General features: G+C 68.4%; 29 protein-coding genes. 16 read left to right on the forward strand and 13 right to left on the reverse strand.

The annotated features are described in order from the left end of the window. Positions 1–12: 12 nt before the first annotated feature. Positions 13–1,329, reverse strand: coding sequence for a Gfo/Idh/MocA family protein (locus tag FDA38_RS24340; protein ID WP_233714892.1), 1,317 nt, complete (start codon positions 1,327–1,329; stop codon positions 13–15). 79 nt (positions 1,330–1,408) lie between these two features. On the opposite strand from FDA38_RS24340, the gene FDA38_RS24345 reads away from it, so the two are divergent. Then, positions 1,409–2,374: a LacI family DNA-binding transcriptional regulator gene (locus FDA38_RS24345; RefSeq protein ID WP_137256373.1), complete on the forward strand. Its 966-nt coding sequence runs from the start codon at positions 1,409–1,411 to the stop codon at positions 2,372–2,374. An 8-nt stretch (positions 2,375–2,382) separates the two neighbouring features. On the opposite strand, the gene FDA38_RS24350 is transcribed toward FDA38_RS24345, so the two are convergent. Beyond that, on the reverse strand, positions 2,383–2,871 hold the full coding sequence (locus FDA38_RS24350; RefSeq protein ID WP_130387870.1) for an Lrp/AsnC family transcriptional regulator: 489 nt from the start codon (positions 2,869–2,871) through the stop codon (positions 2,383–2,385). Positions 2,872–2,990: 119 nt separating this feature from the next. Here FDA38_RS24350 and FDA38_RS24355 point away from each other — a divergent pair, with 119 nt between their 5' ends. Genes FDA38_RS24355 through FDA38_RS24370 form a run of 4 tightly spaced genes read left to right on the forward strand, consistent with a single transcriptional unit; the run spans position 2,991 to position 6,637 of the window. Further along, positions 2,991–4,079 carry a thiamine pyrophosphate-dependent dehydrogenase E1 component subunit alpha gene (locus tag FDA38_RS24355; RefSeq protein WP_137256374.1) on the forward strand — a complete coding sequence of 363 codons (1,089 nt, stop codon included), beginning with the start codon at positions 2,991–2,993 and terminating at the stop codon, positions 4,077–4,079. Between the two features lie 4 nt (positions 4,080–4,083). Next, the gene (locus tag FDA38_RS24360) at positions 4,084–5,070 is read left to right on the forward strand and encodes an alpha-ketoacid dehydrogenase subunit beta (RefSeq protein ID WP_137256375.1); all 987 of its coding nucleotides are present in this window, start codon (positions 4,084–4,086) and stop codon (positions 5,068–5,070) included. Continuing rightward, positions 5,067–6,386 (forward strand): dihydrolipoamide acetyltransferase family protein, encoded by a 1,320-nt coding sequence (locus FDA38_RS24365; RefSeq protein WP_137256376.1) that lies wholly within the window; start codon positions 5,067–5,069, stop codon positions 6,384–6,386. The genes FDA38_RS24360 and FDA38_RS24365 overlap by 4 nt, the downstream gene beginning before the upstream one ends. A gap of 20 nt (positions 6,387–6,406) precedes the next feature. Further along, positions 6,407–6,637 carry a hypothetical protein gene (locus FDA38_RS24370; RefSeq protein ID WP_137256377.1) on the forward strand — a complete coding sequence of 77 codons (231 nt, stop codon included), beginning with the start codon at positions 6,407–6,409 and terminating at the stop codon, positions 6,635–6,637. Here the strand turns inward: FDA38_RS24370 and FDA38_RS24375 are convergent. After that, a complete protein-coding gene (locus FDA38_RS24375) occupies positions 6,634–7,341 on the reverse strand; it encodes a TetR/AcrR family transcriptional regulator (RefSeq protein ID WP_137256378.1) in 708 nt (235 codons plus the stop codon). The genes FDA38_RS24370 and FDA38_RS24375 overlap by 4 nt on opposite strands. Positions 7,342–7,447: 106 nt before the next feature. Here FDA38_RS24375 and FDA38_RS24380 point away from each other — a divergent pair, with 106 nt between their 5' ends. Beyond that, positions 7,448–8,566 (forward strand): abortive phage infection protein, encoded by a 1,119-nt coding sequence (locus FDA38_RS24380; protein WP_137256379.1) that lies wholly within the window; start codon positions 7,448–7,450, stop codon positions 8,564–8,566. Positions 8,567–8,578: 12 nt separating this feature from the next. Continuing rightward, positions 8,579–9,679, forward strand: coding sequence for a dienelactone hydrolase family protein (locus FDA38_RS24385; protein ID WP_137256380.1), 1,101 nt, complete (start codon positions 8,579–8,581; stop codon positions 9,677–9,679). On the opposite strand, the gene FDA38_RS24390 is transcribed toward FDA38_RS24385, so the two are convergent. Next, on the reverse strand, positions 9,575–10,804 hold the full coding sequence (locus tag FDA38_RS24390; protein ID WP_137256381.1) for an MFS transporter: 1,230 nt from the start codon (positions 10,802–10,804) through the stop codon (positions 9,575–9,577). The genes FDA38_RS24385 and FDA38_RS24390 overlap by 105 nt on opposite strands. Before the next feature lie 123 nt (positions 10,805–10,927). Between FDA38_RS24390 and FDA38_RS24395 the strand changes: the two genes are divergently transcribed. Together FDA38_RS24395 and FDA38_RS24400 are read left to right on the forward strand one after the other, a co-directional pair. Beyond that, the gene (locus tag FDA38_RS24395; protein WP_137256382.1) at positions 10,928–11,377 is read left to right on the forward strand and encodes a MarR family winged helix-turn-helix transcriptional regulator; all 450 of its coding nucleotides are present in this window, start codon (positions 10,928–10,930) and stop codon (positions 11,375–11,377) included. A 1-nt stretch (position 11,378) separates the two neighbouring features. Then, positions 11,379–11,567, forward strand: coding sequence for a DUF3099 domain-containing protein (locus FDA38_RS24400; RefSeq protein WP_137256383.1), 189 nt, complete (start codon positions 11,379–11,381; stop codon positions 11,565–11,567). Here FDA38_RS24400 and FDA38_RS24405 read toward each other — a convergent pair. Then, on the reverse strand, positions 11,533–12,486 hold the full coding sequence (locus FDA38_RS24405; protein ID WP_137256384.1) for a cation diffusion facilitator family transporter: 954 nt from the start codon (positions 12,484–12,486) through the stop codon (positions 11,533–11,535). The two genes, FDA38_RS24400 and FDA38_RS24405, sit on opposite strands and share 35 nt — an antisense overlap. Next, on the reverse strand, positions 12,486–13,370 hold the full coding sequence (locus tag FDA38_RS24410) for a LysR family transcriptional regulator (RefSeq protein ID WP_137256385.1): 885 nt from the start codon (positions 13,368–13,370) through the stop codon (positions 12,486–12,488). Before FDA38_RS24410 ends, FDA38_RS24405 begins: the two co-directional genes overlap by 1 nt. A gap of 70 nt (positions 13,371–13,440) precedes the next feature. Here FDA38_RS24410 and FDA38_RS24415 point away from each other — a divergent pair, with 70 nt between their 5' ends. Continuing rightward, positions 13,441–14,493, forward strand: coding sequence for an SDR family oxidoreductase (locus FDA38_RS24415; protein ID WP_137256386.1), 1,053 nt, complete (start codon positions 13,441–13,443; stop codon positions 14,491–14,493). Here the strand turns inward: FDA38_RS24415 and FDA38_RS24420 are convergent, their stop codons facing one another. Further along, positions 14,494–15,210, reverse strand: a complete 717-nt coding sequence (locus tag FDA38_RS24420; protein ID WP_137256387.1) for a hypothetical protein — start codon at positions 15,208–15,210, stop codon at positions 14,494–14,496. Between the two features lie 89 nt (positions 15,211–15,299). Between FDA38_RS24420 and FDA38_RS24425 the strand changes: the two genes are divergently transcribed. From FDA38_RS24425 to FDA38_RS24445, 5 genes are all read left to right on the forward strand, one after another. Beyond that, complete coding sequence (locus FDA38_RS24425) at positions 15,300–15,884, forward strand: helix-turn-helix domain-containing protein (protein ID WP_233714940.1); 585 nt, start codon at positions 15,300–15,302, stop codon at positions 15,882–15,884. A 109-nt stretch (positions 15,885–15,993) separates the two neighbouring features. Next, positions 15,994–17,154, forward strand: a complete 1,161-nt coding sequence (locus FDA38_RS24430) for an NAD(P)/FAD-dependent oxidoreductase (RefSeq protein ID WP_137256389.1) — start codon at positions 15,994–15,996, stop codon at positions 17,152–17,154. Further along, positions 17,151–18,947: an FAD-dependent oxidoreductase gene (locus FDA38_RS24435; RefSeq protein ID WP_137256390.1), complete on the forward strand. Its 1,797-nt coding sequence runs from the start codon at positions 17,151–17,153 to the stop codon at positions 18,945–18,947. The genes FDA38_RS24430 and FDA38_RS24435 overlap by 4 nt, the downstream gene beginning before the upstream one ends. After that, on the forward strand, positions 18,944–19,846 hold the full coding sequence (locus FDA38_RS24440) for a dihydrodipicolinate synthase family protein (RefSeq protein ID WP_137256391.1): 903 nt from the start codon (positions 18,944–18,946) through the stop codon (positions 19,844–19,846). Before FDA38_RS24435 ends, FDA38_RS24440 begins: the two co-directional genes overlap by 4 nt. After that, a complete protein-coding gene (locus tag FDA38_RS24445; RefSeq protein ID WP_137256392.1) occupies positions 19,843–20,844 on the forward strand; it encodes a proline racemase family protein in 1,002 nt (333 codons plus the stop codon). The genes FDA38_RS24440 and FDA38_RS24445 overlap by 4 nt, the downstream gene beginning before the upstream one ends. On the opposite strand, the gene FDA38_RS24450 is transcribed toward FDA38_RS24445, so the two are convergent. From FDA38_RS24450 to FDA38_RS24460, 3 genes are read right to left on the reverse strand one after another with little or no spacing between them, the layout of a single operon-like run. Beyond that, a complete protein-coding gene (locus FDA38_RS24450; protein ID WP_170989850.1) occupies positions 20,841–22,517 on the reverse strand; it encodes a glycoside hydrolase family 32 protein in 1,677 nt (558 codons plus the stop codon). The two genes, FDA38_RS24445 and FDA38_RS24450, sit on opposite strands and share 4 nt — an antisense overlap. A gap of 7 nt (positions 22,518–22,524) precedes the next feature. Then, positions 22,525–22,878 carry a UBP-type zinc finger domain-containing protein gene (locus FDA38_RS24455; protein ID WP_137256394.1) on the reverse strand — a complete coding sequence of 118 codons (354 nt, stop codon included), beginning with the start codon at positions 22,876–22,878 and terminating at the stop codon, positions 22,525–22,527. A gap of 44 nt (positions 22,879–22,922) precedes the next feature. Continuing rightward, a complete protein-coding gene (locus FDA38_RS24460) occupies positions 22,923–23,555 on the reverse strand; it encodes an HD domain-containing protein (RefSeq protein WP_137256395.1) in 633 nt (210 codons plus the stop codon). A 35-nt stretch (positions 23,556–23,590) separates the two neighbouring features. On the opposite strand from FDA38_RS24460, the gene FDA38_RS24465 reads away from it, so the two are divergent. Further along, on the forward strand, positions 23,591–24,571 hold the full coding sequence (locus FDA38_RS24465; RefSeq protein WP_137256396.1) for a GlxA family transcriptional regulator: 981 nt from the start codon (positions 23,591–23,593) through the stop codon (positions 24,569–24,571). Here FDA38_RS24465 and FDA38_RS24470 read toward each other — a convergent pair. Genes FDA38_RS24470 through FDA38_RS24480 form a run of 3 tightly spaced genes read right to left on the reverse strand, consistent with a single transcriptional unit; the run spans position 24,531 to position 26,751 of the window. Beyond that, the gene (locus FDA38_RS24470) at positions 24,531–25,397 is read right to left on the reverse strand and encodes a 5-oxoprolinase subunit C family protein (protein ID WP_137256397.1); all 867 of its coding nucleotides are present in this window, start codon (positions 25,395–25,397) and stop codon (positions 24,531–24,533) included. The genes FDA38_RS24465 and FDA38_RS24470 overlap by 41 nt on opposite strands. Further along, positions 25,394–25,999, reverse strand: a complete 606-nt coding sequence (locus tag FDA38_RS24475; protein WP_137256398.1) for a 5-oxoprolinase subunit B family protein — start codon at positions 25,997–25,999, stop codon at positions 25,394–25,396. The genes FDA38_RS24470 and FDA38_RS24475 overlap by 4 nt, the downstream gene beginning before the upstream one ends. Next, positions 25,999–26,751, reverse strand: a complete 753-nt coding sequence (locus FDA38_RS24480; RefSeq protein ID WP_137256399.1) for a LamB/YcsF family protein — start codon at positions 26,749–26,751, stop codon at positions 25,999–26,001. The genes FDA38_RS24475 and FDA38_RS24480 overlap by 1 nt, the downstream gene beginning before the upstream one ends. Positions 26,752–26,813 lie beyond the last annotated feature (62 nt).

Consider the following 26,813-nt stretch of genomic DNA (forward strand, 5'->3'; position numbering starts at 1 on the left):
ACGTCCACAGGGCTAGGTGGACCAACCGCCTAGGTTCAGGTCGGCGACCGTGACCGGTTGGCCGGTGGCGAGGGACTGGTTGGCGGCGATGCCTACAGCAACGGCTCGGACGCCGTCGTTGACGTCGGCGGCCCGCGCCAGCGGGTCGTTGGTCGGGCCTACGAAGAGGTCGGTGTAGAGGAGGCGGTCGCCGCCGCCGTGGCCGCCTTCGCCGCGGGGGATCTCCACCTCGACCGCGGTGGCCCAGTGCTTCTGTAGGACCAGTCGCTCACCGTTCGTCCGGACGTCACCGGCGATCACGCGATCGGACGGGTAGCTCGGATCGATCTGGTCGTCGACCACCGCGGCACGCTCGACAACTTCCAGTTCAGCACGGCCGAGAGTGCCGTTGACCGATACGCGGTACCCCTCCCACGGTGAGTGCGCGTTGAGCGAGTAGCTCATTCGCGCACCGTTCGCGTACTCCGCGATCACGGACATGTTGTCCTCGATCGTGATCCCCGGACCGAAGACGTCCTGGTCGCGCAGGTACCCGTCGTACTTCTCGCTCTCGTAGTACAACTGCCGGTTCGTCTCATCGTTGCGCAAGTCAAGCAACCACGGATCGTTGGCCGAGCCATCGATCGTGCCGCGCGCCGGTCGTTGCCCGAGGCCCCGAGCGGTCGCGTTCTCGTCGCCGTAGAAGGACAGTCCACCGGATGCGAACACCCGTGTCGGCGAGGAGGCGATCCACCAGTTCACCAGGTCGAAGTGGTGAGACGCCTTGTGGATCAGCAGGCCGCCGGAGTTCAGCTTCTCGCGGTGCCAGCGGCGGAAGTAGTCGGCGCCGTGCCGCGTGTCGAGCACCCACTGGAACTCGACGCTGGTGATCTTGCCGATCTCGCCGTCCGCGATCACCTGCCGGAGCGCGCTGTTCCGCGGCGAGTAGCGGTAGTTGAACGTGACGACGACGGACTTGCCCGACTCGTTCATCGCGTCGACGATCTGGCGGGTCCCCTCCGCGTTGATCGTCAGCGGCTTCTCCACGATCACGTCCGCGCCGGCGCGCAGCAGCTGCGACACGACCGATGCGTGTGTGTAGTCGGGGCTGGTCACCACGACGCGGTCGACGGACTGCTCCTTGACCATCCGCTCCAGGTCGTCAGCGCCGTACTGCGGGAGCTCCGCCCCACCGAGCTCCGTGACGAGCCGCTGGTGGAACGCGAGCCGGCCCGGGTTCGGGTCGAGCAGGGCGACGAGCTGGGCTTCCTCGGGGTGTGCCTGGAACATCGCGCGGATGTACGACTGCGCCCGCGATCCGGTCCCGGCGACGGCATAGCGTCTGGCCACGACGATCTCCTTCTACTCGTGTAGATGACACACGCTAGCAATCGCTTTCCGGGGCGGTCAACCGTCGTACCATCACTGCATGCCGAAGGAACCGGTGACGCGCAACGACGTGGCGGAGTACGCCGGGGTCAGCACGGCCGTGGTCAGCTACGTGGTGAACGAGGGGCCGCGCAAGGTCGCGCCGGAGACTCGCGAGCGGGTGCTGGAGGCGATCCGGGTCCTCGGGTATCGGCCGAATGCGACGGCGCGGGCGTTGCGGATGGGTACGACGCGGACGTTCGGGCTGATCACGCCGGATGGTGGGAACCCGTTGTTCGCGGAGCTGGCGAAGGCGATCGACCGGGAGGCGGCGTCGCGCGGCTACGTCGTACTGCAAACCAGCACCGACGGCGATCCGGCCACCGAACGCGCGAAGATCGCGGAGCTGTTGGTGCGCCAGGTCAGCGGCCTGTTGCTGGTCGCACCCCACGAGGACCCGGACCTGACCGACGCCGAGGTGCCCGCGATCGCAATCAACCGCGTGCTCCCAACGGTCAGCTCCGTCCGCCCCACCTACCGCGAAGGCGCCCGCCAAGGCGTCGAGCACTTGATCAGCCACGGCCACCAGGTCATAGGCCTGGTAATCGGCGGCACCGGCCACCCCGAACGAGAACTCGGCTGGCAGGATGCGCTCGAGTCAGCCGGCCTTCCCCGCGGCCCGATCGCCCGCGCGGCATTCTCCCGAGAAGGCGGCTACGCGGCGGCCCACCGCCTACTCGAGACCGTCCCTCGCCCGACCGCCATCTTCGCCAGCTCAGACCTCCAAGCTATCGGCGTCCTAAGAGCCCTCCACGAGTCCGGCCTCCACGTCCCCGAAGACATAGCCGTAGTCGCCTTCGACGGCACCCCCGAAACCGAATACACCTGGCCCCCACTAACCGTCGTCCGCCAGCCCCTAGAACTCGTCGCCCAAGAAGCAGTCCGCCGCCTAATCGAAGGCGAGCAATCCATCGAGGCCCTGACCCTCCCCACACAACTAATCCTGCGCCGCTCCTGCGGCTGCTAAGCGTGCGGCTACAGCGTGCCTACGTCTTCGAAGATGAGGGCGGTGCGGGTGGCTAGGACTTCGGGGATGGCTTGGAGTTTTTCTAGGACCAGGCGGCGTAGGCCTTCGTTGTCGGCGGCTCGGACCAACAGGATGGCGTCGAAGTCGCCGCCGACGAGGGCCATGTGTTTGATTTCCGGGATTGCCTGGAGTTGTTTCCGGAGGGTTCGCCACGAGCTTTGGCGGAGACTGAGGGTGACGTACGCCGACGTCGCCAGCCCGAGCCGCAGCGGGTCGACCGTCACCGTGAAGCCGGTGATCACCCCGGTGTTCGTGAGCCGCTCGACCCGCGCATAGGCGTTCGCCCGCGAGATGTGCACCTCGTCCGCGAGAGCGCGAATAGACAGCCGTCCGTCCCGCCCGAGAGCCTCGATGATCTGCCGATCGATCTCGTCGAGCGCGGGAGCGACGACAATCTGTCCAGGACCGGCCCGGTGGACCATCACCTCGTCGGACATTGTGCGACCTCCTCAGCCGGGGCGTAGGCCAAACGTCTCTCAATTCTCCCAGCTATAGATCCACTTGGCCAGGAGGTACGACGATGTGGCTACCGTCCGTCTCCTGCGCTGGAGGGTCAATGACCACCGTCACGGAGCACCTGCTCCCCTCCGCGGAACCCGTCTGTCTGATCGATCAGCACGGCGTACCGCACGAACATCCGTCGTATGACCTCCCCACCAGGGAAGCCCTGCTCGACGGCTACACAGAGTTGATCCGCGGCCGCCGCTTCAACGACCAGGCGAGTGCGCTCGTCCGCCAGGGCCGGCTTGCGGTCTACCCGTCCTCGCACGGGCAGGAAGCCTGTCAGGTCGCAGCGACGATGGTCCTCAAAGAGGGCGACTGGCTGTTCCCGACGTACCGCGACTCGGTCTCGATCGTGAGCCGCGGCGTCGACCCGATCGAGACGCTGACGCTGCTCCGCGGCGACTGGCACTCGGGCTACGACCCGTACGCGCGCATGGTGGCGCCGCAGTCGACCCCGCTCGCGACCCAGCTGCCGCACGCGGTCGGCGTCGCGCACGCGGCCCGGCTGAAGGGCGAGGACACGGTGGTGATGGCGCTCGTCGGCGACGGTGGTACGAGCGAGGGCGACTTCCACGAGGCGCTGAACTTCGCGGCCGTGTTCCACGCGCCGGTCGTGTTCTTCGTCCAGAACAACGCGTACGCGATCTCGGTCCCGCTCGCCAAGCAGAGCGCCGCGCCATCCCTTGCCCACAAGGGCATCGGGTACGGCGTACCGGGCGAACGGGCCGACGGCAACGATCTCGCCGGCCTCCTCGCCGTCCTCGGGCAGGCTGTGGAGAAGGCCCGCGCAGGCGAAGGACCGCAGCTGATCGAGGCGCACACGTACCGCGTCCAGGCGCACACCAACGCCGACGACGCGACGCGCTACCGCCAGGATGACGAGGTCACGCCGTGGCTGGACCGCGACCCGATCCAGCGGCTCACGACGTACCTCGAGCAGCAGGGCTGGCTGGACGACGACGTACGGCAGCGGGCGGAGGGTCAGGCCGTCCAGGTCGCTCAGCAGTTGCGCGACGGTCTGATGCCGGAGCCCGAGGTGGATCCGGCGGAGCTGTTCAAGCACCTGTACGCCGAGGAGACGCAGCAGCTGCGCGAGCAGGCCGCGTTCCTGCGCGACGAACTGGCGCGAGAGGAGGCCTGACGCCATGACGCACACGAAGATCTCGATGGCCCAGGCGCTCAACCAGGCATTGCGGGACGCGATGCACGCGGACGACAGCGTGGTGATGTTCGGCGAGGACGTCGGCGCGCTCGGTGGCGTCTTCCGGATCACCGACGGACTAACCGCGGAGTTCGGCGAGAATCGTTGCTTCGACACCCCATTGGCCGAGGCCGGCATCGTCGGTATGGCGGTCGGCATGGCGATGAACGGGATGCGCCCGGTCGTCGAGATGCAGTTCGACGCGTTCGGGTACCCGGCGTTCGAGCAGGTCGTCTCGCACGTCGCCAAGATGCGCAACCGGACCCGCGGCCGCGTCCAGCTGCCGATGGTCATCCGGATCCCGTACGGCGGCGGCATCGGCGGCGTCGAGCACCACAGCGACTCGTCCGAGAGCTATTTCGCGCACACACCGGGGCTGACCGTGGTGACTCCGGCAACGGTCGCGGACGCGTACGGGTTGTTGCGTAAGGCAATCGAGTTCCCCGATCCGGTTGTGTTCATGGAACCGAAGAAGCTCTACTGGGCCAAGGAAGAGGTCGACCTCACCGAGGACCAGCCCGGCATCGGCACGGCCGTCGTACGGCGTGAAGGCGCCGACGCGACGTTGATTGCCTACGGCCCCGCGTTGCCGGTCGCGCTCGAAGCGGCCGAGGTTGCGGCGGCGGAAGGGCGGCAGCTGACCGTGGTGGATCTGCGCTCGGTGGTGCCGTTCGACGACGAGACGGTGTGCGCGGCGGTACGGCGTACCGGCCGCGCGGTCGTCGTTGCCGAGGCGAGCGGGTTCGCGAGTGTGTCGTCGGAGATCGTTGCCCGGGTCACCGAGAAGTGCTTCCACTCGCTGGCGGCGCCGGTGCGACGGGTGACCGCGTTCGACATCCCGTTCCCGCCACCGAAGCTGGAGAAGTACCAGCTGCCGAGCGTCGACCGGATCCTGGACGCGGTGGACGACCTGCAGTGGGAGGACTCGTGAACACGTTCCTTCTTCCTGACCTCGGTGAAGGGCTGACCGAGGCGGAGATCGTTCGCTGGCTGGTGAAGGTCGGTGACGTGGTCGTCGTCGACACCCCGGTCGCGGAGGTCGAGACGGCGAAGTCGATCGTCGAGCTGCCCTCGCCGTACGCCGGTGTTATCGAGGAACTCCACGGCGAGCCCGGTACGACGATCCCGGTCGGCAAGCCGCTGATCACGGTCGGCGATCCCGCGGGCGAGGCGTACCGCGAGGAAGAACGCGCCGGGTCCGGGAACGTACTCGTTGGCTACGGCACAACCGACGTCTCGGGCGCCGGGCGCCGTCGCAAGCCACGGTCATACGGGAGAGGACTGCCACCGGCCGCAGACGAAAGGCGGGTGCCGGTTGCGAGCGAGAAGCGGGTGCCGCTCGTGGTCTCGCCGCTCGTTCGTCGGTTGGCGCGGGATGCCGAGGTGGATCTGCGTACGCTGGACGGATCCGGCCCGGACGGGCTGATCGTCCGTCGTGACGTCGAGCTGGCCATCGCCCGCCGCACCCAACTCGAGCCGGCCCCCGCCGTACAACAGACCCAGCCGGCCCCGGCTGCACAACAGACCCAGCCGACCCCGAGGCGAACGGGTCTGCCGGAGTTGCGGCGTACGCCGATGAGCGGCTTCCGCAAGGCTGTCGTCGCCACGCTCACCCGCAGCCGAGCCGAGATCCCCGAAGCCACCACCTGGGTGGACGTCGACGCGACCGCCCTCATCGACCTCCGCGCATCGTTGCGCACAGCAACAGACTCCGGCCCCGGCCTCCTCGCGCTGATGGCACGCTTCACAGTCGCCGGCCTGCTCAAATACCCCGAGCTCAACGGCTACGTCGACACCGAGCGCGAAGAACTCGTCCAGTACGACGGCGTGAACCTCGGCCTCGCCGCCCAGACGGACCGCGGTCTCGTCGTGCCGGCCGTCGCCAACGCCCACACCATGACCACCCGCGGCCTGGACACCGAGATCCGCCGCCTGACCGACTCCGCACGAGAAGGAAAGCTGACCCAACACGAGCTGACCTCCGGGACGTTCACGCTGAACAACTACGGCAGCTTCGGCGTCGACGGCAGCGCGGCGATCATCAACCACCCGCAGGTCGCGATCCTCGGCGTCGGCCGGATCATCGACCGCCCGTGGGTGGTGGACGGCGAACTCGCCATCCGCAAGCTGACCCAACTGTCCCTCGTCTTCGACCACCGCGTCTGCGACGGCGGCACCGCAGCCGCCTTCCTCCGCTTCGTCGCCGACGCCTTCGAAAACCCGGCTTCCGTCTTCGCTGATCTGTGAACACGTCCTACGGTGGCGGCATGGCCAAAGCTCCGGCTGACAACGGCGTCCTCGCGCTGCGCCTGCCCACGGCCGAGCGCGAGGCGTTCCTGACCAGGTACGACGCGGCGCTCAACGTCGCGCACGGCGTGGTGCAGAAGGAGTACGTCGCCGTCCCCGACGGGCTCCTCGCCGACACCGAACAGCTCCGCAAGCATTTCGCGGTAAGCGTCGCGTACGCGCAGTCGCTCAAGCCGAAGAAGAAGTCCTAGGACAGCTGTCGCGGCCTCAGGCCGACCAGGATGACCCGGAGTCCGGAGGCGAAGCGGGCTTCGGGGCCGGAGTGGCTCTTGCGGTTGAGGTACGCCGCGAGATGGGTCGCGTCGACGCCCATCCGGCCCGCCGACTCGGTGGCCCAGCGCGCGTCGTTCAGGCCACTGCGTCGTACGACGGAGAGCCAGGCCGAGTCGGTGACCGCGGAGCCGACCAGGTAGTGGAAGATCGCGGACACCGCGGAGTCCAGATGCGTCCCCTTGAAGCCGGCCGCGTCCAGCACTGACTCCACCCGATCGATGAGTGCGTTGTAGTTCGGCCCGAGCCCGCCGTGGGACGCGAGCAACCGCGCCGCCCAAGGGTGCTCCCACAGCGCGTCGTACGCCGCCTGCACGACAACCGTCACGTGATCGCGCCAGTCTCCCCGCTCGGGCGCCGGCACGAGCGCGTCCGCGAAGATCTCGTCGACCACCAGCTCGAGCAGGTCGTCCTTCGTCGCGACCCGCCAGTACAGCGCCGACGTCGCGGCCGCATCCAGCTCGGCCGCCATCACCCGCATCGAGAACTTGTCCAGGCCCTCCCGGTCCAGCACCCGGATCGCTGTCTTCACGATGTCGTCGCGGCTCAGCCGCGCCCGGGTCGGCTCCGGCTCGTCCCGCAGCCACACCGATCCCAGCACCGACCGCCGATCCGCTTCTCGCACTAAAACAGTGTGTCAGATCCGAGCACACTGTTTCACCATCCAAAGTCAGGCAGCAGGCGACCTCGGTACGACGACCTGAGCGGCGTACCGGCGAAGACTCGAAACCATGAGCGCAATCAACCGGGCCCAGTTCCTCCGCCGCGCCGCCGCCCTCGGGCTGATCACCACCGCGGGCATCACCACGACCGCCGCCGCGGCCAGTCCCAAACTCGCCCTCAGAGGCGTCGCGTACGACACCGGCGGCGGTCCCGCCGAGGAGGACAGCCGGGCGCGCTGGCGGAACAGCACGATGCGCGGCGAGATCCACGCCATCCGGCACCGGCTGCACGCGAACTGGGTCAGCATCTACGGCAGCGACGTACGGCGCCTGATCGACACCGCGACCGCGGCGCTCGAGGAGGGGCTGACCGTGTCGATCCAGCCGCGGTCGTTCGACGAGCCGCAGGCGGCGGAGCTGGAGAAGCTGCGCAAGGTCGCGGTCGAGGCCGAGCGGTTGCGGCGACGGCACGGCCAGGAGGTGATCCTCGTCGTCGGGTGCGAGTTCATGCTGTTCACGCCGGGGATCGTGCCGGGAGCGAACTTCTACGAGCGGGTCGAGTACCTGACCAAGGGCGAGTTCGACATGGCCGAGCTGCAGCGGAAGTTCCGCGCGTTCACCGCCCGGATGGTGAAGGTTGCTCGCAGCAACTTCCACGGAAGGATCACGTACGGCGCCGCGTCGGATCTCGAGCAGGTCGACTGGTCGATCTTCGACATCGTCGGGCTGGACTACTACTCGTACCACGCGAACCGCGCCGACCACACGAAGGAGCTGGCGCGGTTCCGCCGGTGGGGCAAGCCGATCCTGATCCTGGAGTTCGGCTGCTGCACCTTCACCGGTGCGGCCGAGCTGGGCGGGATGGGGTGGGACATCGTCGACTACAGCGGCGACGTCCCGGTCATCCCGCCGCAGTACGTCCGGAACGAGCAGGAGCAGGCGGACCACCTGGCCAACATGCTGGGTGTGTTCACCGACGAGGGCTTCCTCGGGGCATCGCCGTACACCTTCATCTCACCGGACGCCCCACACCGCCCGCACGACCTTCCCCACGACGAGGACATGGCCGCCTTCAGCCTGTGCAAGGTCCTGCGGATGCACGACGGCGATCCGGCCTCGCCGTACCACTGGATCCCGAAGAAGTCTTTCCATGCGGTCAGTGCGTTCTATCGTCGTCAGGGGTCGTGACAGTCTGCGGGGATGAGCTCCTCACACTTGGGTGTCTACAGCGACTGGATCGACCACGCGATTGCGCCCGCTGTGCGGGAATCTGCGCGCCCGGCCGCGGATCAGGTCCGCGAGATCGTACGGCGGATGGTGGCGACCGCCGGAGACGATGACGGCCCGTCGGACGTTCGGGTCGAGCGGCGTTGGACGGCGGACGGGCTGGTCGGCGAGGAGATCTCGTACTCCGTCGGCTTCGGCGCGCGGACTCGTGCGCGGGTGCTGAAACCGGCGGACGCCACCGGCCCGCTGCCCGGCGTACTCGCTCTGCACGGTCATGACGGCTTCAAGTACTACGGCCGCGAGAAGATCGCCGACACCGACGAGGAGCCTGCGGCCGAGGTGCGGGCGCTGCGAGACCAGTACTACGAGGGCCGCGCCTACGCGAACGACCTGGCGGCACAGGGGTACGTCGTGCTGGTGCCGGACGCGTTCTGCTGGGGCAGCCGCCGCTTCCCGCTGACGGAGATGCCACCGCAGGTCCGAGAGGATGCCGTCGACGGAGACGCCGCCGCGTACAACGCTGCGGCCGGCCGGCACGAGCACCTGGTCGAGAAGTACTGCACCCTGCTCGGTACGACGTTTGCCGCCGTCGTCGCGCGGGAGGACCGCATCGCCCTCGACTACCTGCGCGGTCGGGACGACACCACTGACCGGACGGCCAGCATCGGACTGTCCGGAGGCGGTTGCCGCTCCGCGTTGCTGCGGGCAACGAGCAGTGAGCTGACCGCTGCCGTCGTGATCGGGATGATGGGCACCTACAACTCGTTGCTCGACCAGAACGTCGTGACCCACACCTGGATGCTGATGCCCCGGATGTTCCCGCCGCAGATCGACTGGTCCGATGTCGCCGCCTGCCAGGCCCCGGCACCGCTCCTGGTGCACTACAACCGGCAGGACGAGCTGTTCCCGTTGGACGGCGAGGAGGCAGCACACGAGCGGATCTCGGCGCAGTACGCCGCCGCCGGGTCCTCAGCGTCGTACGTCGGTCAGTTCTTCGACGGGCCCCACAAGTTCGACCGGGCGATGCAGGCCGCTGCCTTCACCTGGCTGCGCAACGTCCTTGCGGTCGAGTAGGCCGGTGACGAGAGCGACGAGCAGACCGGACACCGCGAGAGCCGCGCCGACCCAGTTGGGTGCGGTGTAGCCGAGGCCGTGCTCGATGGTGAGTCCGCCGAGGTACGCGCCGGCTGCGTTACCCAAGTTGAACGCAGCGATGTTGGCCGCGGACGCCAGCGCCGGAGCGCCCTTCGCCTTGTCCATCACGCGCTTCTGCAGCGGAGCGACGGTCGCGAAGCCCGCTGCGCCGAAGAGTGCGATCGTCACGGCGGACGGCAGCTTGGCGTGGGCAGTGAACACGAAGGCGACCAGCACTGCGGCCAGTAGGGCCAGGATCAGGTAGAGACTCGGCATCAGCGACCGGTCTGCTGCCTTGCCGCCCAGGAGGTTGCCGACGACGAGCCCAGCGCCGAACAGCACCAGCAGCCAGGTCACAGCGCCCGCAGAGAAGCCAGCGACGTCAGTCATCATCGGTGCGATGTAGGTGAAGGACGCGAAGACTCCAGCGAACCCCAGCGCAGTCATAGCCAGCGCCAGCCACACCTGCACGTTCTTGAACACAGCCAGCTCGGTCCGCAGCCCCGGTCCCTCCGCCGTGCCCTGTCGCGGTACGAGGAACACGATGCCGAGCAACCCGACTACGCCGAGCGCAGTGACGGCCCAGAACGTCGACCGCCAGCCGAAGTGCTGTCCGAGCGCAGTCCCGCCCGGTACGCCGAGCACGTTGGCCACGGTGAGCCCCGTGAACATCAGCGCGATCGCACTGGCCTGCTTGGCCTTCGGTACGAGCGACGCCGCGACGACCGATCCGACTCCGAAGAACGCTCCGTGGGACAGCGCTGCAATGATCCGCCCGGTCATCAGAACGCCGTACGACGGAGCGAGCGCGGACACCAGGTTGCCGGCGATGAAGACACCCATCAGCGCGATCAGCACGGTCTTGCGGGAGACCTTCGAGCCGATCGCGGTGAGCAGCGGCGCGCCGACCACGACCCCGAGCGCATAGCCGGAGATCAGCAGGCCGGCCGACGGGATGCTGACGCCGAAGTCGGTCGCGACCTCGGGCAGCAGACCCATGATCACGAACTCGGTGGTGCCGATTCCAAAGGCACCGATAGCGAGGGCCAGCAGGGCTGCGGGCATGACGCGGACTCTCCTCGAATGTAGTCTTGTGACTGTTACCGGCGTGCGCGATAGTTGCATACGCGGACTATTGCACAAGCGCTATGATTGCGCACGCAAGCGTGAAGTTCAAGTGGAGGTGTCGTGGGACTACCGGATGACGCCGCGGAGGCGCGGGCGCAGGGGTGGCGCACCCTGGCAGCTCTGCATGCCCGGATCGAGGACGAGCTGGAGCGCGCGCTGCAGAAGCAGCACGGCCTGTCCGTGAGCGAGTACAGCGTGCTGGACGTGCTGGCGCGGCAGGACGACTACCACCTGCGGATGAACCAGCTGTCCAACGCAGTAGTGCTCAGCCAGTCCGCTACTACCCGGCTGGTGAACCGGCTCGAGGACCGCAAGCTGCTGGAGCGGTACCTGTGCCCGACGGACCGGCGTGGCATCTACACCGAGGTCACCGAGGCCGGCCGCGAGCTGCTCGACCAGGCGCAGCCGACGCACGACGCCGTACTGACGTCTGCCCTGAAGAACGCCTCCGAGCTGCCCGAGCTCTCGCCGCTGGTCGACGCCCTCGGGAAGCTGTCGCTGGCGGTCTGACATGGCGCGCCGGTGGGACAACCGGAAGGCCTACTACTGGCTGATGGGCAGCTGCCTCGCGCTCATCGGCCTGGCGTGGTTCGTGGTCCGGCTGTTCTCGATCCCGGTCGCGATCGGGATGAGCGCAGTAGCCGCCGTACTGCCGCCGATCGCTGTCATCGTCGCGAACTGGGGTCACGACCAGCGCTGACGCGGCCCTCCGCGGGTGTCGGGTCCAGATAGAGGTGCCGCACCATCGGGAACGCCTCCCGCACTCGTACGTCGACCTTCTCGGCGAGCTGCTCGACGGCAGCGCCGGTGGTGTCGGAGTCGTCCAGGTCGACGGTCGCAACGACCAGGACCTGGTCCGGCGCCAGCTGCAGGGTGAGCAGCTCGAGTACTTCGTCGATGCCTGGCGTGCTCGCGATCAGCTCGCGTAGTTCGCGCTGGGTGTCGGCCGGTAGCGCCCGTCCGATCAGCATGGTCTTGTTGTCCCGGCCGAGCGTGAACGCGACCACGATCAGCAGCAGGCCGATGGCGATCGACGCGGCACCGTCCCAGATGTGCTCGCCGGTGACGACGGACAACGTCACACCGGCCGCTGCGATGAGCAGTCCGATCAGTGCGGCCGAGTCCTCGAAGGCCACTGTCTTCACAGCAGGCTCGGCGCTCCGCAGATGCTTGAGGAACGGTACGTCGGCTTCGCGCGCCTCCCGGCGGAGCTGGAACACCGCCCGGAGCCAGGAGCTCCCCTCGAACAGGAACGAGATCCCCAGCACTAAATAGATCACTGCCAGGGCGGCGATCGGTGAGGGCGCGAAGATCGAGCGCAGACCCTCGGTGATCGAGAAGCCGGCGCCGAGGACCAGGATGCCGACCGCGGCGAGCAGTGACCAGAAGTACCGCTCCATGCCGTAGCCGAACGGATGCCGGGCATCGGCCGGCTTGCGACTGCGGTGCAGCGCGGCCAGCAGGAACACCTGGTTGAGCGTGTCCGCGACGGAGTGCGCTGCCTCGGCGAGCAGCGCGGTGGATCCGGACAGCAGACCGGCGACGATCTTGGCGATCGCTATCGCCAGGTTCGCCGTACCGGCTATCAGGACTGTTGCGTCCGACTCTTCCTCAGCCATCACCTCCGCGTGCCCGCGGCGTCATCACCCCAAACGAGGACCTCGATGAACGCTGCGGCCAGCGGGTCGGGCTCACCGCGCGTGTACGCCGTGAGCGTGCGCAAGACCGGTGGATCGAGATGGAGGATGTGACTGCCACTCGGCAGGCCGATGTTGTCGGGGACCAGGGCCGGGCCGAGACCGGCCGCGGCGAGTGCTGGTGCGGCAGCGGTCTGCTCCGTGCGCACGGCGATGCGCGGCTCGAACCCGGCCTGCGCGCACGCGTGGTCGAGCACGTCCGCGAGTCCGTGGCCGGGCGCGTAGTGCACCCATGCCCGGTCGGCGAGGTCCTGGAGCTTGACGGTGTCTCCGGTTGCAGCTGGATCGTCGGACGCGACCACGACGACCAGCTCTTCGGAGCCGAGCGTGCGGGTGACGCCTGGCCAGTTGCTGGGTTCAGGGCCGACGGCGAGGTCGGCCTCGCCTGCGTTCATCGCCTCGACCAGCTCGTCGGTATGGCGGTGCTCGAAGAGGCGGATGCCGACGTCGGGATGCGTCAGTCGCCAGCGGCGGAGTGCCGCGGGCAGCACGCCCAGAGTCATGGAGTAGAGCGTGGCGATCTGCAGTTCGCCGACCTCGAGGCCTGCGGCCTGGCGGGCGGCGCAGCGGGCGCGCTCGGCGTCGGCCAATGCGGCCCGTGCGTGCGGGAGCATGGCGCGGCCGGTCGGGGTGAGGCGAACTGTGCGGGGGAGCCGCTCGAGCAGCGGTCCGCCGGCTGAGCGTTCGAGCGTGCGGATCTGGTGCGAGAGCGCCGGCTGGGTGACGTGCAGGAGCTCGGCGGCCTTGGTGAAGGAGGTCTCGTCGACGACGGTGACGAAGTACTCGAGCTGCCTGAGCGTTGCCATGATCTGAGCTTATGGCTTCGGTGAAAACTATGCCTTGGTTTTATCCGCGCAGGTCAGCAAGGCTGTGGTCATGGAGAACGTCGCGTTGGTAGTCGGTGCCCGGGGTGTCATCGGGACGAATCTGGTCGAACATCTGGCGTCGCTGCCGGACTGGCGGGTGATCGGCCTGTCGCGTCGCGGCGGCGTCGATGTACCCGGTCGCGTCCGCCACGTCGCGGTCGATCTGCTCGATCCGGAAGACACCCGGACCAAGCTCTCGGGGCTCTCCGACGTGACGCACGTGTTCTACGTCGCCTACCAGGACCGGCCGACCTGGGCCGAGCTGGTCGCGCCGAATCTCGCGATGCTGGTGAACGTCGTGGACGCGATCGAGCCGGTCGCGCACGGGCTACGGCACGTGAGCCTGATGCAGGGCTACAAGGTGTACGGCGCACATCTCGGTCCGTTCAAGACGCCGGCCCGCGAGGACGATCCGCCGCACCTGCCGCCGGAGTTCAACGTCGACCAGCAGCGGTTCCTCGAGGAGCGGCAGCAAGGTAAGGCGTGGACCTGGTCGGCGCTGCGACCGTCCGTCGTCGGTGGCGCAGCGTTGGGCAATCCCATGAACCTCGCGGTCGCGATCGCTGTGTATGCGTCGATCTCCAAGGAGCTCGGCGTACCGCTGCGCTTCCCGGGCAAGCCTGGCGCGTACGACGCGCTGCTCGAGCTGACCGATGCGGGTTTGCTGGCCAAGGCAACGGTCTGGGCGGCGACCTCGCCCGCGGCGGCCAACCAGGCGTTCAACATCACGAACGGCGACCTGTTCCGGTGGAACGAGTTGTGGCCCCGGCTGGCGGCGTGGTTCGGACTCGAAGCGGCGCCTCCGCTGCAGATGTCGTTGCAGGACGTGATGGCCGACAAAGAGCCGCTGTGGAAGGAGATGCAGGCCACACACGGACTGGCCACGACGTCCTTCGCAGAGGTGTCGTCGTGGCCGTTCGCGGACTTCGTCTTCGGATGGGACTACGACTTCTTCGCCGACTCGTCGAAGTCCCGGCGGGCCGGGTTCCACGACTACGTCGAGACCGAGCAGATGTTCTACGGCATCTTCGCCGAGCTGCGCCGGCAGGGGATCATTCCCTGATCAGTCCCCGCGCAGATCGGTGCCGTGGGTCCGGAGGAAGTAGATCGGGTCGGTGTAGGTGCCGGGCAACTTGCCGAGCGACTGGATGACCGTCGACGGTCCGTTGGCGTGGCTCATCGCGTACAGGTACGCAGTACCGGCGTCTTTGTCCACGCCGATGAGCAGTGTGCTCACCTGTCCGCAGCGCTGGGCGACCAGGTAGTCGAAAGCTCCCCAAGTCCCCGAACGGACCTGCTTGACCACCGGGGTCATCACCTTCGTCAGTGGCAGGCGGATCGTGTACAGCGCCCCACCGCGGGTGGTGGCCAGGAACGTGTCGTACGTCGTGGACTGGCCGAGCAGCGCCCACGTCTTCACGGCGCTGAAGCCGCCTGTCTGCCCGGTAGGCGTCCAGCCGAAGCTGTTGATGACCCAGCGGTGCACAGTCCCGTTGCTGAGGCCGTAGAACTGATTGCGAGCCAGCGACGGCAGGTTGCTGCTCCAGTTCCAGATCGTGCTCAGCCTGGCCTGACCCGGGCTGAAGACGGTCACCTGCCGCTGGACCGATGAGACCGTCGCGGGCTGGGTCGCCGTGACGGTCCGGTACTGGACGACGCCCTGGCTGGTGATGGAGCCGAGGTCCATCGTGCAGGCGGTCGCGGTCGGTGCCGCATTGGCCGGGCTGGTCAGGAGGGTGAATGGGAGTGCGAGCGCCGGGAGGGCACGCAGGAGCTTCATGTGGGTCACCAGTCCTCTCAGTGAGGTTGATGCGCGCAACGGATCCGAAGTTACCGCCTCGATGTGGCATGCTCCGGGCTGTGACGGCGATGGGTGCGGGAAAGCTGCTCGGGACCAACCTGCGGGCGCGGCGGGACGAGCAGGGCATCTCGCTGTCCGAACTGGCCCGGCGGTCCGGGATCGCGAAGGGCACGCTGTCCCAGCTCGAGTCCGGTGCGGGCAACCCGACGATCGAGACAGTGTTCAGTTTGTCGAACGCTCTCGGCGTGCCGGTGTCGGCTCTGCTGGCCGAGTCGCCGGCGTCGGACCTGGTCCTGGTGCGGTCCGCGGACGTCGACGTACTGTCCGGTGAGGCGATCGATCTGCGGATGCTGCGGCGGCTCGAGCACCCGGGCGGGCTGTTCGAGATCTACAACCAGGAGATCCGGCCGGATGCGGTCCAGCACTCCGACGGACATCCGGGGACCGAGCACCACATCGTCCTGGCTGGTCGGCTACGTGTCAGTACACATGGGCAGACCGAGGAACTGGGGCCTGGCGACTACCTCGCCTTCCGGGCAGCCGGAGCGCACGGCTATGAGGCTGTCGACGGTCCGGTGCGGTCGGTGCTGCTGCTCGAATACCCGCCGGATGTGTACCCGACGGCGGCCGGTGGGCCGCATTTGCCGGGATAGTTCCGGGAGAAGTCCGGGAGAGGTCCGGTTGAGTACATTGACCGGTCGTCGGAACCGCGCGTACTCTCGATATCGTTCATTTTAGCGAACGTCATCGAGGAGAGCCGTCATGCACCGGTCCGCGACACCCGATGTGGTGGTGGTCGGTGCGGGCATGGTCGGGGCGGCCTGCGCGGAGGCGTTGTCGGCGGCCGGCGTGCGGGTGCTGGTCATCGACCGCGACGGCCCGGCCGCGGGGACGACGGCGTCTGGCGAGGGCAACGTGCTGATCTCGGACAAGGAGCCGGGGCCGGAGCTCGACCTGGCGATCGCCTCGCGTGCGGAGTGGGATGTCGTGCGCGGCCGCCTGCCTGAGCGAGTCGCGGATATCGAGTGGGAAGCCAAGGGCGGTGTGGTGGTGGCGACCGGGGATCCGGAGCCGTTGACCGCCTTCGCGGCCAAGCAGCAGGAGGCCGGGGTCGCGGCGCAGGTGATCACCCCTGCTGAGGTTTTCGAGCTCGAGCCACTCATCACGCCCCGAGTGACGATCGGGGTGCATTACCCGGACGACGCGCAGGTGCAGCCGGTGCTGGCGGCGACGGCTTTGCTGGCGGCCGTTCGCGAACGCGGTGGTGAGGTGCGATCGGGGGTGACCGCGCTGGGGTTGCGGCAGTCGCGTGGTCGTGTGGTGGGTGTGGATACCTCGGACGGCGATATCGCTTGTGGGGCAGTGCTCAACGCGTGCGGACCGTGGGCCGGTGCCTTCGGTGCGGCGGCGGGTGCGCCGATCGAGGTGCTGCCGCGGCGCGGCATGATTCTGGTGACCGCACCGCTGCCGGAGTCCGTGCGCCACAAGGTGTACGACGCGGATTACGTCGGTGCGGTCGGGAGCGGCGACGCCGAACTGCAGACGTCGTCGGTGGTCGAGTCGACGCGCGCCGGGACGGTGCTGATCGGGTCGAGCCGGGAGCGGATCGGGTTCGACGAGGCGGTCCGGGTGCGGGTGCTGCGGGAGCTCGCGCGGAAGGCGGTCGGGCTGTTCCCGTTCCTCGGCGATGTGCCGGTGATGCGGGCGTACGGCGGCTTCCGTCCGTACGCTCCGGATCATCTGCCGGTTATCGGTGCGGATCCGCGGGTGCTCGGGCTGTGGCATGCGACCGGTCATGAAGGCGCCGGTATTGGGCTCGCGCCGTCGACAGGCCGGCTGATTACTGAGTTGTTCCTCGGGCTTGCGCCACATCTCGATCCAGCGCCATTCCGCGTCGACCGCCCGGCGGTGATCGCATCATGAGCGCTTATCTTCGACCCCGGGCGGGCGATCCGGCAGCGGTCGGTGTGCCGTCCGCTGTGGACGTCACGGTCGACGGGCATCCGGTGACGGCTCATGCGGGTCAGACGGTGGCCGCCGTACTGCTGGCGAACGGTCGCGATACGTGGCGGACGACTCGCGTCCACAGTCGTCCTCGCGGGACCTTCTGCGGTATCGGGGCGTGTCAGGACTGTCTGGTGACGGTCAACGGTCTTGCCGATGTGCGGGCGTGCCAACGGACGATTGCGACCGGCGACGCGATCACCACGCAGGACGGCGCGGTCCTGCCCGCTACGTCGGCTGGTGTGCAGCCGCCGATGTCCGAGACTGTTGTGCATTCGGCGATGTCCGCCGAGGTTGTGGTTGTAGGTGCTGGGCCGGCGGGGGTTGCGGCCGCGGTTGCTGCTGCTGATGCCGGCGCCGAGGTGCTGCTGGTCGACAACGGACGGGGGATTGGCGGGCAGTACAACCGGCAATTGCCTGCAGAGTTCGCGGCGCGGCGGCCGGATCGCATTCAGCATGAGTGGAAGGCGTTTGCGGCCCAGCGGGAGGTGCTCGGTGGGCACCCGCGGATCACTTACTTGCCGGAGACTTCGATCTGGGCGATCGAGGACCGCGTCGATGAGCGCCAGAAGCTGCCAGTGGCTCGGCTCTGGGCGCAACGAGGTCCGGCGGATGCTGCTGGGCGACAGCCGTTCCCGATCGATGCGAAGGCTGTGGTGCTGGCGACCGGTGCGTACGATCGCGTGCTTCCCTTCCCTGGTTGGGATCTGCCGGGGGTGTACACCGCCGGCGCGGCCCAGGCGCTGGCCAAGGGACAAAGGATCGCGATCGGGAAGCGTGTGCTCGTCGCGGGCACTGGGCCGTTCCTGCTTCCGGTAGCCGAATCCCTCCTCGGCGTCGGCGCGGACGTGGTTGCGCTACTCGAAGCCAACTCGCTCACCACGGTCCGCAAGGGCTGGGCCACCGACCCATTGGTTGCCCCAAGCAAGCTTCGGGAGGCTGTCGGGTACGGCGCGCTGCTCGCCCGGCATCGAGTGCCGCTCCGTCACGGCTGGACCGTGATCGCTGCCCACGGGACGTGTCACGTCGAAGCCGTCACGATCGCGCGTCTCGACTCCACCTGGCGCCCGGTGCCTGGCAGCGAACGCCGTGTCGAGGTCGACGCCGTCTGCGTAGGCTTCGGCTTCACCGCCAACCTGGAGCTGGCAGTCGCGGCCCGCTGCAACCTCACCACCGGCCCCGACGGCGGCCCAGCCGTCGCCGTAGACGACCGCCAGCAAACCACCACCCCCGGCATCTACGCCGCCGGCGAACTAACCGGCATCGGCGGCGCCGCCCTATCCACAGCCGAAGGCACCTTGGCCGGAACAGCCGCAGCCCAACACGCCCTCTCTTCAGGTGATTCAGCAGATGCTCCTTCGGACCGTGCTGCGGTTGTTCGGGGGCGGCGGTTTGCGGCGGCTTTGGCTAAGGCGTATCCCGTGCGGGATGGGTGGAAGAGCTGGAGTGATGCGGACACCATCGTCTGCCGGTGTGAGGAAGTTACGCGGGGAGAGCTCGAGACCGTCGCGGGGGAGCGTGGTCTTGATGACAGCCGGGCAATGAGGCTCAGCAGTCGCGCGGGGTTGGGGATGTGTCAGGGGCGGGTGTGTTCGCGCACCGTCGCCGCATTGCTGGCCGCGCCCGGCGACGTACCGAAAGCAAGCATGAAACGACCGATCGCCGTACCAGTGAGGCTGCGCGATCTTGCCCAAGCTGAGGAGACAACATGAGCGAGAAACTGGACGGCGTGATCGTTGCGACCGCATTGCCGTACGCCGAGGACGCGTCGGCGCCGGCGGGATTGCGGCCGGACCTGGACAAGTACGCCGAGCACTGCCGCTGGCTGGTGGACAACGGCTGCCGCGGCGTCGGGCCGAACGGGTCCCTCGGTGAGTATTCGTCGCTGACCGACGACGAGCGCCGCGCTGTGGCGAAGACGGCGATCGAGGCGGTCGGTGACGACGGCATCGTGGTCGTCGGCGTACACGGCGTCGGCTCCCACCAGGCACGCGCATGGGCTGAGAAGGCCGCCGAGGACGGTGCGGACGGCGTACTGTGCCTGCCGCCGACCATGTACCGCGCGAACCGTGGCGAGGTGATCAACCACTTCACCGAGGTCGCGAAGGCCGGCCTGCCGGTGATGGTCTACAACAACCCGCTCGACACCAAGGTCGACCTGACCCCGGATCTGCTCGCCGAGATCGCCGGCATCGAGAACATCGTCGCGGTGAAGGAGTTCTCCGGTGACGTCCGCCGGGTCCTGGAGATCGGCGAGCTCGCGCCGGACCTGGCCGTGATCGCGGGCGCCGACGACCTGACCCTCGAGGCGCTGCTGATGGGTGCGACCGGCTGGTTCGCCGGCTTCCCGAACGTGTTTCCGAAGGAGTCGGTCCGTTTGTACGACTTGGCCCTGGAGGGCAAGCTGGAAGAGGCCCGCGCGCTGTACGAGCCGCTGGTCGCCGCGTTCCGCTGGGACTCGCGGCCCGAGTTCGTCCAGGCGATCAAGTACGGCATGGACTACGTCGGTCGGTACGGCGGACCGTGCCGGCCGCCGCGCGGACCGCTCGTCCCCGAGCACGTTGCGCAACTGGAGCAGGACATGAAGAAAGCCGTGGAATCCCTGCGATGAGATCCGTCCGGACGATCAGCGCGATCGATTCGCACACCGAGGGCATGCCGACCCGCGTCGTCACCGGCGGGGTCGGCGTCGTCCCGGGTGCGACGATGGCCGAGAAGCGCGAGTACTTCATCAAGCACCTGGACGACCTGCGGTTGTTCCTGATGAACGAACCGCGCGGTCACGCCGCGATGAGCGGAGCGATCCTGCAGCCGCCGACGCGTTCCGATGCGGACTGGGGCGTGCTGTACATCGAGGTCTCCGGCCTGCTGCCGATGTGCGGCCACGGCACGATCGGTGTCGCGACCGTGCTGGTCGAGTCCGGCATGGTCGAGGTGACCGAGCCGGTCACGCAGGTCCGCCTGGACACCCCTGCCGGCCTCGTCGTCGTAGACGTTGCTGTGAGCAACGGTCGCGCGGAGCACGTGACGCTGCGGAACGTCCCGTCGTACTCGCACGCCTTGGACGCTTCGGTCGACGTGCCCGGGCTGGGCAAGGTCACCTACGACCTGGCGTACGGCGGGAACTTCTACGCGATCCTGCCGCTCGAGCAGCTCGGGATCCCGTTCGACCGCGCCGAGAAGGACCGCATCCTGAAGGCCGGTCTGGACATCATGGACGCGATCAACGCCACGGACCGACCGGTCCATCCGCTCGACCCGGGGATCAACGGCTGCAAGCACGTCCAGTTCACCGCACCGGGCGAAGACGGCGCGCACTCCCGGAACGCGATGGCGATCCACCCCGGCTGGTTCGACCGCTCACCCTGCGGCACCGGTACGTCGGCCCGCATGGCCCAGCTCCACGCCCGCGGCGAGCTCCCGCTCAACACCGACTTCGTCAACGAGTCCTTCATCGGCACCCGCTTCACAGGCCGCCTGATCGAGGAAACCACCGTCGGCCCGCACCCCGCCGTCGTCCCCACCGTCACCGGCCGAGCCTGGATCACCGGCACCGCCAACTACCTACTGGACCCCGACGACCCGTTCCCGACCGGCTTCGTGCTCTAGACCCAGATTGAGGCGAGCTCGACGACTTCGAGCTCGCCGAGGGTGCAGTCGGCTTCGGACGGGGTGAGCGTCAGCTCGTAGTGACCCGGCTGCACGCAGGCGGTCAACGACGCCTCGCCGTCGTTCGCGAACACCTCGATCGATGTCGTGTCGACGAGGATGTCGAGCTTGCGAACCGCGGTGATCGTCGGCTGCTCGGCATCGAGTACGGCGATGCCGCCCGAGGTCACCGTGACCCGCGTACCGCAGATGTCCAGCGCCAGCTCGCCGTCCGGCGCGAGGGCGACGTCGCAGGTGATCCGAAGCAACGGCCACGCCGTCCCGATCCGCCACGGGCTGCTCCAGGGCGCCCCGGTGTCCGTCCGCGAGCGGACCGAGCCCGACGATGCGATCGAGGCGGTGTCTGCCGGGGAGAGGGTTCGGGCGGGCCAGGTGTGTCGGCTTCGCGCCAGGCTCTCGAGCTCGGGCACCGGCGTGCGGTACATCCGCAGGCCGTCGGCCGTGCGGTGCAACGAGAGGTCGCAGGGGATGCTCACCTGTTGGTTGAACGGCATGTTCGGGTAGCGGCCGCCGCGCATCCACGCGACCTGAACCCGGCGAGGACCGGCCGCCCAGCTCTGGGTTGCGTAGAAATGCGGCCCGCCATCTACCTGCAACTGTGCGGTCTCCTCGACGAAGGTCCGTCCGTCGAAACTCCCGATCGAATACCGGCCGTCCCCACGCACGAGGACCCATCGCGACTCGTCCGAGCCGGCCACCCCGAGCTCGAAGAAGTCCGGGCACTCGAAGCTGTCCGAGATCGAGCTGTCCAGCGACTCCCAGTGCAGCAGGTCGTCGGAGCGCAGCAGCTGATAGCGGTCGTCGCCGTACAGCACCATCACCCACTGCGCGCGCCGGTGATCGCGGAACACCATCGGATCACGCTCGGGCAGGTCCATGATCGGGTTGCCGACGTAGTGCGTCCAGGTCCGTCCGCGATCCAGGCTGTACGAGACGCATTGCGACCGGTTGTCGTTGCGCGACCAGAAGGCGACCATCGCCGGCCCCGCGCCCGGCTCGGCGAGGCCCGAGGTGTTGTCGACGTCGATCACACAGCTGCCCGACTGCACGCCGGTGTCGAGAGACTCCTCGAAGAACGCCGGTGCAAGCTCAGTCCAGTGCACCAGATCGTTGCTGACGGCATGGATCCAGCACTTGTTCCAGCGCTGGGCGAACAGGTGGTACTCGCCGTCGTAGAAGACCAGCCCGTTGAGGTCGTTGAGCCAGCCCTCCTCACGCTCGACCGGGTTCAGCCGCTGCATCGCCCATTGCCGGGCGGTGAAGTGGAGCTGCGGGCGGAGCGCTTCGGCGTACAGCGGTGGCATCACCGGCACGACGACGGAGCGTGTCGAGCTCAGGACGATGTCGCTCACGCGGAGGTTGCCGTCCGGTTCGTCTACGATTTCCAGCTGCGCTTCCTTGCCGAGCCAGTCGGTCAGGTCGAAGGATGCCGGGTGCAACAGCTCGGTGCCGCGGCCGGTCTCGCTGCGGACGATCCGGCCGTTCACGATCACGTTCAAGCAGGTCTTGTACTCGTAGTCACCGCCGCTGATCCGGAAATTCAGGTACGGGCGCGAGACGACGAACGGCACGGTGAAGTCGCCGATGACGACATCGGCGGAGAGGTCGGTCACGGCGTCCTCAGCGGTGGAGCTTGCCCTGCCAACCGGTGGGGACATTGCCGCCGGGGACCGGTTGGGTCTCGGGGTGGGCGGCCGGCGGGGCCAGCTCGGGGCCGTTGTAGTACTCGGACTCGCCGTAGTGCCAGAACCAGTCCTCGCCCGGCTCGAAGCTGCGGACGATCTGATGACCGCTCTCGGCCGCGTGGCGGGAGGCGTGCTGCTCGGGGGAGGAGTCGCAGCAGCCGATGTGGCCGCACTGCGCGCAGCGGCGGAGGTGGAACCACCAGCCGTCGGCGGCCAGGCACTCGACACAGCCGGTGCCGCTCGGAGGGACAGAACTGTCGATGCCCGGGACCGCGGAACTCTCCGTCATACCGCACATCTTTGCCGCTCCCCGCCGCCCTCACAAGCAAGGCCCTACTCGGGCCACGCAGAGTTCTTGATGACGTCGACGAAGTCGGTGTGGTGGAAGCCGGGCAGGAAGTGTTCGAGAACGTCGGACTTGACGTTGCCGAACGTCGTCGCGGGCCGGTCCTGGATTCCCTCCGTGAACGCCTCGAGGATCCGGTTCTTGAAGTCCGGACGCGGGTGGGCGGCGGTGACGGCGGCGCGCTGCTCGTCGGTGATGGTGTCGTACCCGATGCCGAGTACGTCGAGTTCGACACCGCGGGTGACGAGCGCGACCTCCGCGGGCAGGTGCAGCGGGATCTCCGGCGTGGTGTGTAGCGCGATCGCGGTCCAGACCAGGTCGGCGCTCTCGCCGATGATGCCGTGCTGCTGGAGGAAACGCCTGGCCTCGTCGGCGCCGTCGATCTCGAAGCGCTGATCGATACGGCGGTACCGCTCGGTCAGACCGAGGTCGTGGAACATCGCGCCGACGTACAGCAGCTCGGCGTCGTACTCGAGGTCCTGGCCGCGGAGAGCGCCGAACAGGAAGACCCGGCGCGAGTGGTCGAACAGCAGCGGCGACGCCACGTCGCGGACGAGCTCGGTGGCCTCGCGGGCCAGGGCGCTGTCGGGGATCCGGATCCCGGCGATGGTTTCGATCATGACTACAGGTTCGGGGTGCGGGTTACGCTGATGCCATGTCCAATTCGCCGCATCAACCACAGATTCGGACACACCGGGTCGCGTTCGTGGTGTACGACGGCGTCACGCTCCTCGACGTGAGCGGCCCACTGGAGGTATTGCATCAAGCGAACCGGGCTCAGGACCGCCGCCGATACGACACGGTGCTGGTGTCCGCGTCGAACGGGCAGGTGACCACGGCGTCGGGCGTCGTGCTCGCGGGGCTGGCCGCGGCTGCGGAGGTCGGGGCGGTCGACACGGTGGTGGTGGCTGGCGCCGATCACCTGGTCGAGGGCGTGCCGACAGAGGTTGCCGACCTGACGCGGATGCTTGCGGACAGGGCTGACCGGGTGGCGTCGGTCTGCAGTGGCGCGTTCGTGCTCGCGGGACTCGGCCTGCTCGACGGGCGGCGCGCGACGACCCATTGGCGGCACGCGGCACCGATGGCGCGGCAGTACCCGAACGTCAAGGTCGAGCCCGATGCGCTGCACATCACCGACGGGCGCTACGTGACCTCGGCCGGCATCAGCGCCGGTATCGACCTCGCGCTCGCACTCGTCGAGGCTGACCACGGCGCCGACGTCGCGCGGACAGTTGCCCGGGAGCTGGTGGTCTTCATGCAACGCCCGGGCGGGCAGTCCCAGTTCTCGACCGCCTTGGACACGCCGCCGGCACGCAGCGATCCCCTCCGGGCTGTGACCGAAGCCGTCGCGGCCGATCCCGCGGGCGACCACACCCTGCCCAACCTGGCGGCGTCGGCGGCCGTTAGTCCCCGGCATCTGACCCGCCTGTTCCAGAGCGAGTTCCAGACCACGCCAAGCCGCTGGGTGGAGCGCGTCCGACTCGACCGCGCCCAGCAACTCCTGCTCGACGGCCACAGCATCACCAAAGCAGCCCGTCTCAGCGGCCTCGGCAGCGACGAGACCCTACGCCGAGCCTTCGCCAGACACCTCAGCATCACGCCGACGGAGTACCTACGCCGCTTCCGTGCGACGTGAACCCCAGCTGCTGGCCCGGTCGTACCTGTGCACAGGCGTCCAGATCTGACTCGGCCACGTACGCGATGACCGGGTAGCCGCCGGTGACTGGATGGTCGGCCAGGAAGATGACCGGCGTGCCGGACGGTGGGATCTGGATGGCGCCGCGGGCCATGCCTTCGCTGGAGAGTTCGCCGGTGCGGGCGCGTTCCAACGGAGAGCCGTCGAGGCGTACGCCGACGCGGTTGCTGTTGCTGCTGACCTGGTAGGTCTGGGAGACCAGGGACTGCCAGCCCTCGTCGGTGAACCAGTCCCGGCGAGGTCCCGGGGTCACTCGGAGCGTGACCTTCCCGCCGGTCGGGTGTGCGACGGGAGCCAGGTCGACGCCGGGCATCGGTTCAGAGGAACGTCCGACCGGTAGCGTCTGGTCGGCCGTCAAGGGCGCAGGTCCTAGGACGGACAGGAGGTCGGTGGAGCGCGACCCGAGGACCGGCGGTACGTCGATCCCGCCGCGCACGGCGAGGTAGGTGCGCAGGCCGCTGGGCGGTGGGCCGAAGCGCAAGAGCTCACCGGCTCGCAGCACGGCGGGAGCGTTCAAAGGCACGCCAGCGCAAGGAGCTCCGGTGATGGCCACGACGAGGTCCGCATCCGCGAGCATCACCAGGCCGCCGAACGTCACCTCGATGGCCGCCGCTCCGGCAGGATTGCCGACCAACCGATTGGCCAGCTCGTACGACGACCGGTCGCAAGCGCCCGACGCCGGTACGCCGAGTGCCGCCTGCCCGGCTCGTCCGCGGTCCTGGATTGTTGCCAACGGCCCCGGTTCGAGGACGGTCAGGCTGGTCATCCACGGCCCGCGTCGACGAACCGGACCCGACGGCCCGGATGGAACAGCGCGGCCGGGTCGCGCCTCTGGTCGAAGATCCGCACCGACGTCCGGCCGATCAACTGCCAGCCGCCCGGAGACTCGCGCGGGTACACACCGCTGAACTCACCTGCCAACGCAACCGCTCCGGCGGGGACCTTCGTCCGCGGCGATGACCGGCGAGGGATGTCCCAGCCGCCGGTCGAGGTCAGGTAGCCGAAGCCCGGGGCGAAGCCGCAGAAGGCGACCGTCCACTCGTCGGCGGTATGGCGGCCGATCACGTCGTCCGCCGTGCAGCCGAGGAGGTCGGCGACGTCGCCCAGGTCTGCCCCGTCGTAGACGACCGGGATCTCGATGAGGTCGCCGGTTGTCCGGCTGTCCGGGGAGGGAGTTACGTCGCGCAGGGTCCGCGACAACGTGGCGAGATCGCCGGTTGTGGTGACCAGCACGGTACGGGCCGCCGGGACGATGTCGACGACGTCCGCCGGTGCATCCGCGGTCAGCGCGGCGTAGTACCCGAGCACTTGGTCGAGATCGTCGAGCTCGACCAGCAGCGCCCGGTCGCCCGCCGGGAGGATGCGCATCAGCCGGTGAACGGGCGCAGGGTGACGCCCGCTCCCTCCAACGCGCCACGCACGCGCCGAGCGATATCGACGGCGCCCGGGGTGTCACCGTGCACGCAGATCGAGGTCGGGTCGAGGACCAACGATCCGCCGGAGCTGTCCTGGATCGGTCGGCCGGTAGCCATCGCAATACAGCGGGCCGCGATCTCTGACGCGTCATGCAGCACGGATCCGGCCTCGCGCCGCGACACCAGGGTGCCGGACGGGGTGTACGCACGATCCGCGAAGGCCTCGTGCACCGCGGTCAGACCGGCCTCCGCCGCGAGCCGCAACCACACCGAGCCCGGAAGACCGAGCACGGGAAGCGTCTTGTCGTACTCCGCGACCGCGGCGACCACCGCCGTCGCCTGCTCCACGTGGTGGCCGATCGTGTTGTAGAGCGCGCCGTGCGGCTTCACGTACCGCACCCGGTCGCCCGCGATCCGCGCGAACGCGTCCAGCGCGCCGATCTGATAAACGACCTCGTCGCGCAACGCGGCCGGCTCGATGTCCAGGAACCGCCGCCCGAAGCCCGGCTTGTCGGCGTACCCGACGTGGGCTCCGATCGCGACCCCGCGCTCGACCGCCTCGGCCGTCACCCGCCGCATGATCGACGGATCGCCGGCGTGGAATCCGCAGGCCACGTTCGCGCTGGTGACAACCTCGAGCAGGGCCGAGTCGTCACCCATCGACCAGGAACCAAATCCTTCACCCATGTCCGCGTTGAGGTCCATGCGGCCACCTCCCTCGCCCGAGCCTAGAGATTGTTCAACAATCCTGCAAGAGGCTTGTTCTA

This window comes from Kribbella jiaozuonensis (assembly GCF_005233875.1).
Lineage (GTDB): Bacteria > Actinomycetota > Actinomycetes > Propionibacteriales > Kribbellaceae > Kribbella > Kribbella jiaozuonensis.

Excerpts from the sequence above, each read along its gene's own strand:
- FDA38_RS24345 (WP_137256373.1), top strand. The coding sequence starts at position 1,409 with ATGCCGAAGGAACCGGTGACGCGCAACGACGTGGCGGAGTACGCCGGG.
- FDA38_RS24350 (WP_130387870.1), bottom strand. The coding sequence starts at position 2,871 with ATGTCCGACGAGGTGATGGTCCACCGGGCCGGTCCTGGACAGATTGTC.
- FDA38_RS24355 (WP_137256374.1), top strand. The coding sequence starts at position 2,991 with ATGACCACCGTCACGGAGCACCTGCTCCCCTCCGCGGAACCCGTCTGT.
- FDA38_RS24360 (WP_137256375.1), top strand. The coding sequence starts at position 4,084 with ATGACGCACACGAAGATCTCGATGGCCCAGGCGCTCAACCAGGCATTG.
- FDA38_RS24370 (WP_137256377.1), top strand. The coding sequence starts at position 6,407 with ATGGCCAAAGCTCCGGCTGACAACGGCGTCCTCGCGCTGCGCCTGCCC.
- FDA38_RS24380 (WP_137256379.1), top strand. The coding sequence starts at position 7,448 with ATGAGCGCAATCAACCGGGCCCAGTTCCTCCGCCGCGCCGCCGCCCTC.
- FDA38_RS24385 (WP_137256380.1), top strand. The coding sequence starts at position 8,579 with ATGAGCTCCTCACACTTGGGTGTCTACAGCGACTGGATCGACCACGCG.
- FDA38_RS24390 (WP_137256381.1), bottom strand. The coding sequence starts at position 10,804 with ATGCCCGCAGCCCTGCTGGCCCTCGCTATCGGTGCCTTTGGAATCGGC.
- FDA38_RS24400 (WP_137256383.1), top strand. The coding sequence starts at position 11,379 with ATGGCGCGCCGGTGGGACAACCGGAAGGCCTACTACTGGCTGATGGGC.
- FDA38_RS24405 (WP_137256384.1), bottom strand. The coding sequence starts at position 12,486 with ATGGCTGAGGAAGAGTCGGACGCAACAGTCCTGATAGCCGGTACGGCG.
- FDA38_RS24410 (WP_137256385.1), bottom strand. The coding sequence starts at position 13,370 with ATGGCAACGCTCAGGCAGCTCGAGTACTTCGTCACCGTCGTCGACGAG.
- FDA38_RS24415 (WP_137256386.1), top strand. The coding sequence starts at position 13,441 with ATGGAGAACGTCGCGTTGGTAGTCGGTGCCCGGGGTGTCATCGGGACG.
- FDA38_RS24420 (WP_137256387.1), bottom strand. The coding sequence starts at position 15,210 with ATGAAGCTCCTGCGTGCCCTCCCGGCGCTCGCACTCCCATTCACCCTC.
- FDA38_RS24425 (WP_233714940.1), top strand. The coding sequence starts at position 15,300 with ATGGGTGCGGGAAAGCTGCTCGGGACCAACCTGCGGGCGCGGCGGGAC.
- FDA38_RS24430 (WP_137256389.1), top strand. The coding sequence starts at position 15,994 with ATGCACCGGTCCGCGACACCCGATGTGGTGGTGGTCGGTGCGGGCATG.
- FDA38_RS24435 (WP_137256390.1), top strand. The coding sequence starts at position 17,151 with ATGAGCGCTTATCTTCGACCCCGGGCGGGCGATCCGGCAGCGGTCGGT.
- FDA38_RS24440 (WP_137256391.1), top strand. The coding sequence starts at position 18,944 with ATGAGCGAGAAACTGGACGGCGTGATCGTTGCGACCGCATTGCCGTAC.
- FDA38_RS24445 (WP_137256392.1), top strand. The coding sequence starts at position 19,843 with ATGAGATCCGTCCGGACGATCAGCGCGATCGATTCGCACACCGAGGGC.
- FDA38_RS24455 (WP_137256394.1), bottom strand. The coding sequence starts at position 22,878 with ATGACGGAGAGTTCCGCGGTCCCGGGCATCGACAGTTCTGTCCCTCCG.
- FDA38_RS24460 (WP_137256395.1), bottom strand. The coding sequence starts at position 23,555 with ATGATCGAAACCATCGCCGGGATCCGGATCCCCGACAGCGCCCTGGCC.
- FDA38_RS24465 (WP_137256396.1), top strand. The coding sequence starts at position 23,591 with ATGTCCAATTCGCCGCATCAACCACAGATTCGGACACACCGGGTCGCG.
- FDA38_RS24470 (WP_137256397.1), bottom strand. The coding sequence starts at position 25,397 with ATGACCAGCCTGACCGTCCTCGAACCGGGGCCGTTGGCAACAATCCAG.
- FDA38_RS24475 (WP_137256398.1), bottom strand. The coding sequence starts at position 25,999 with ATGCGCATCCTCCCGGCGGGCGACCGGGCGCTGCTGGTCGAGCTCGAC.
- FDA38_RS24480 (WP_137256399.1), bottom strand. The coding sequence starts at position 26,751 with ATGGACCTCAACGCGGACATGGGTGAAGGATTTGGTTCCTGGTCGATG.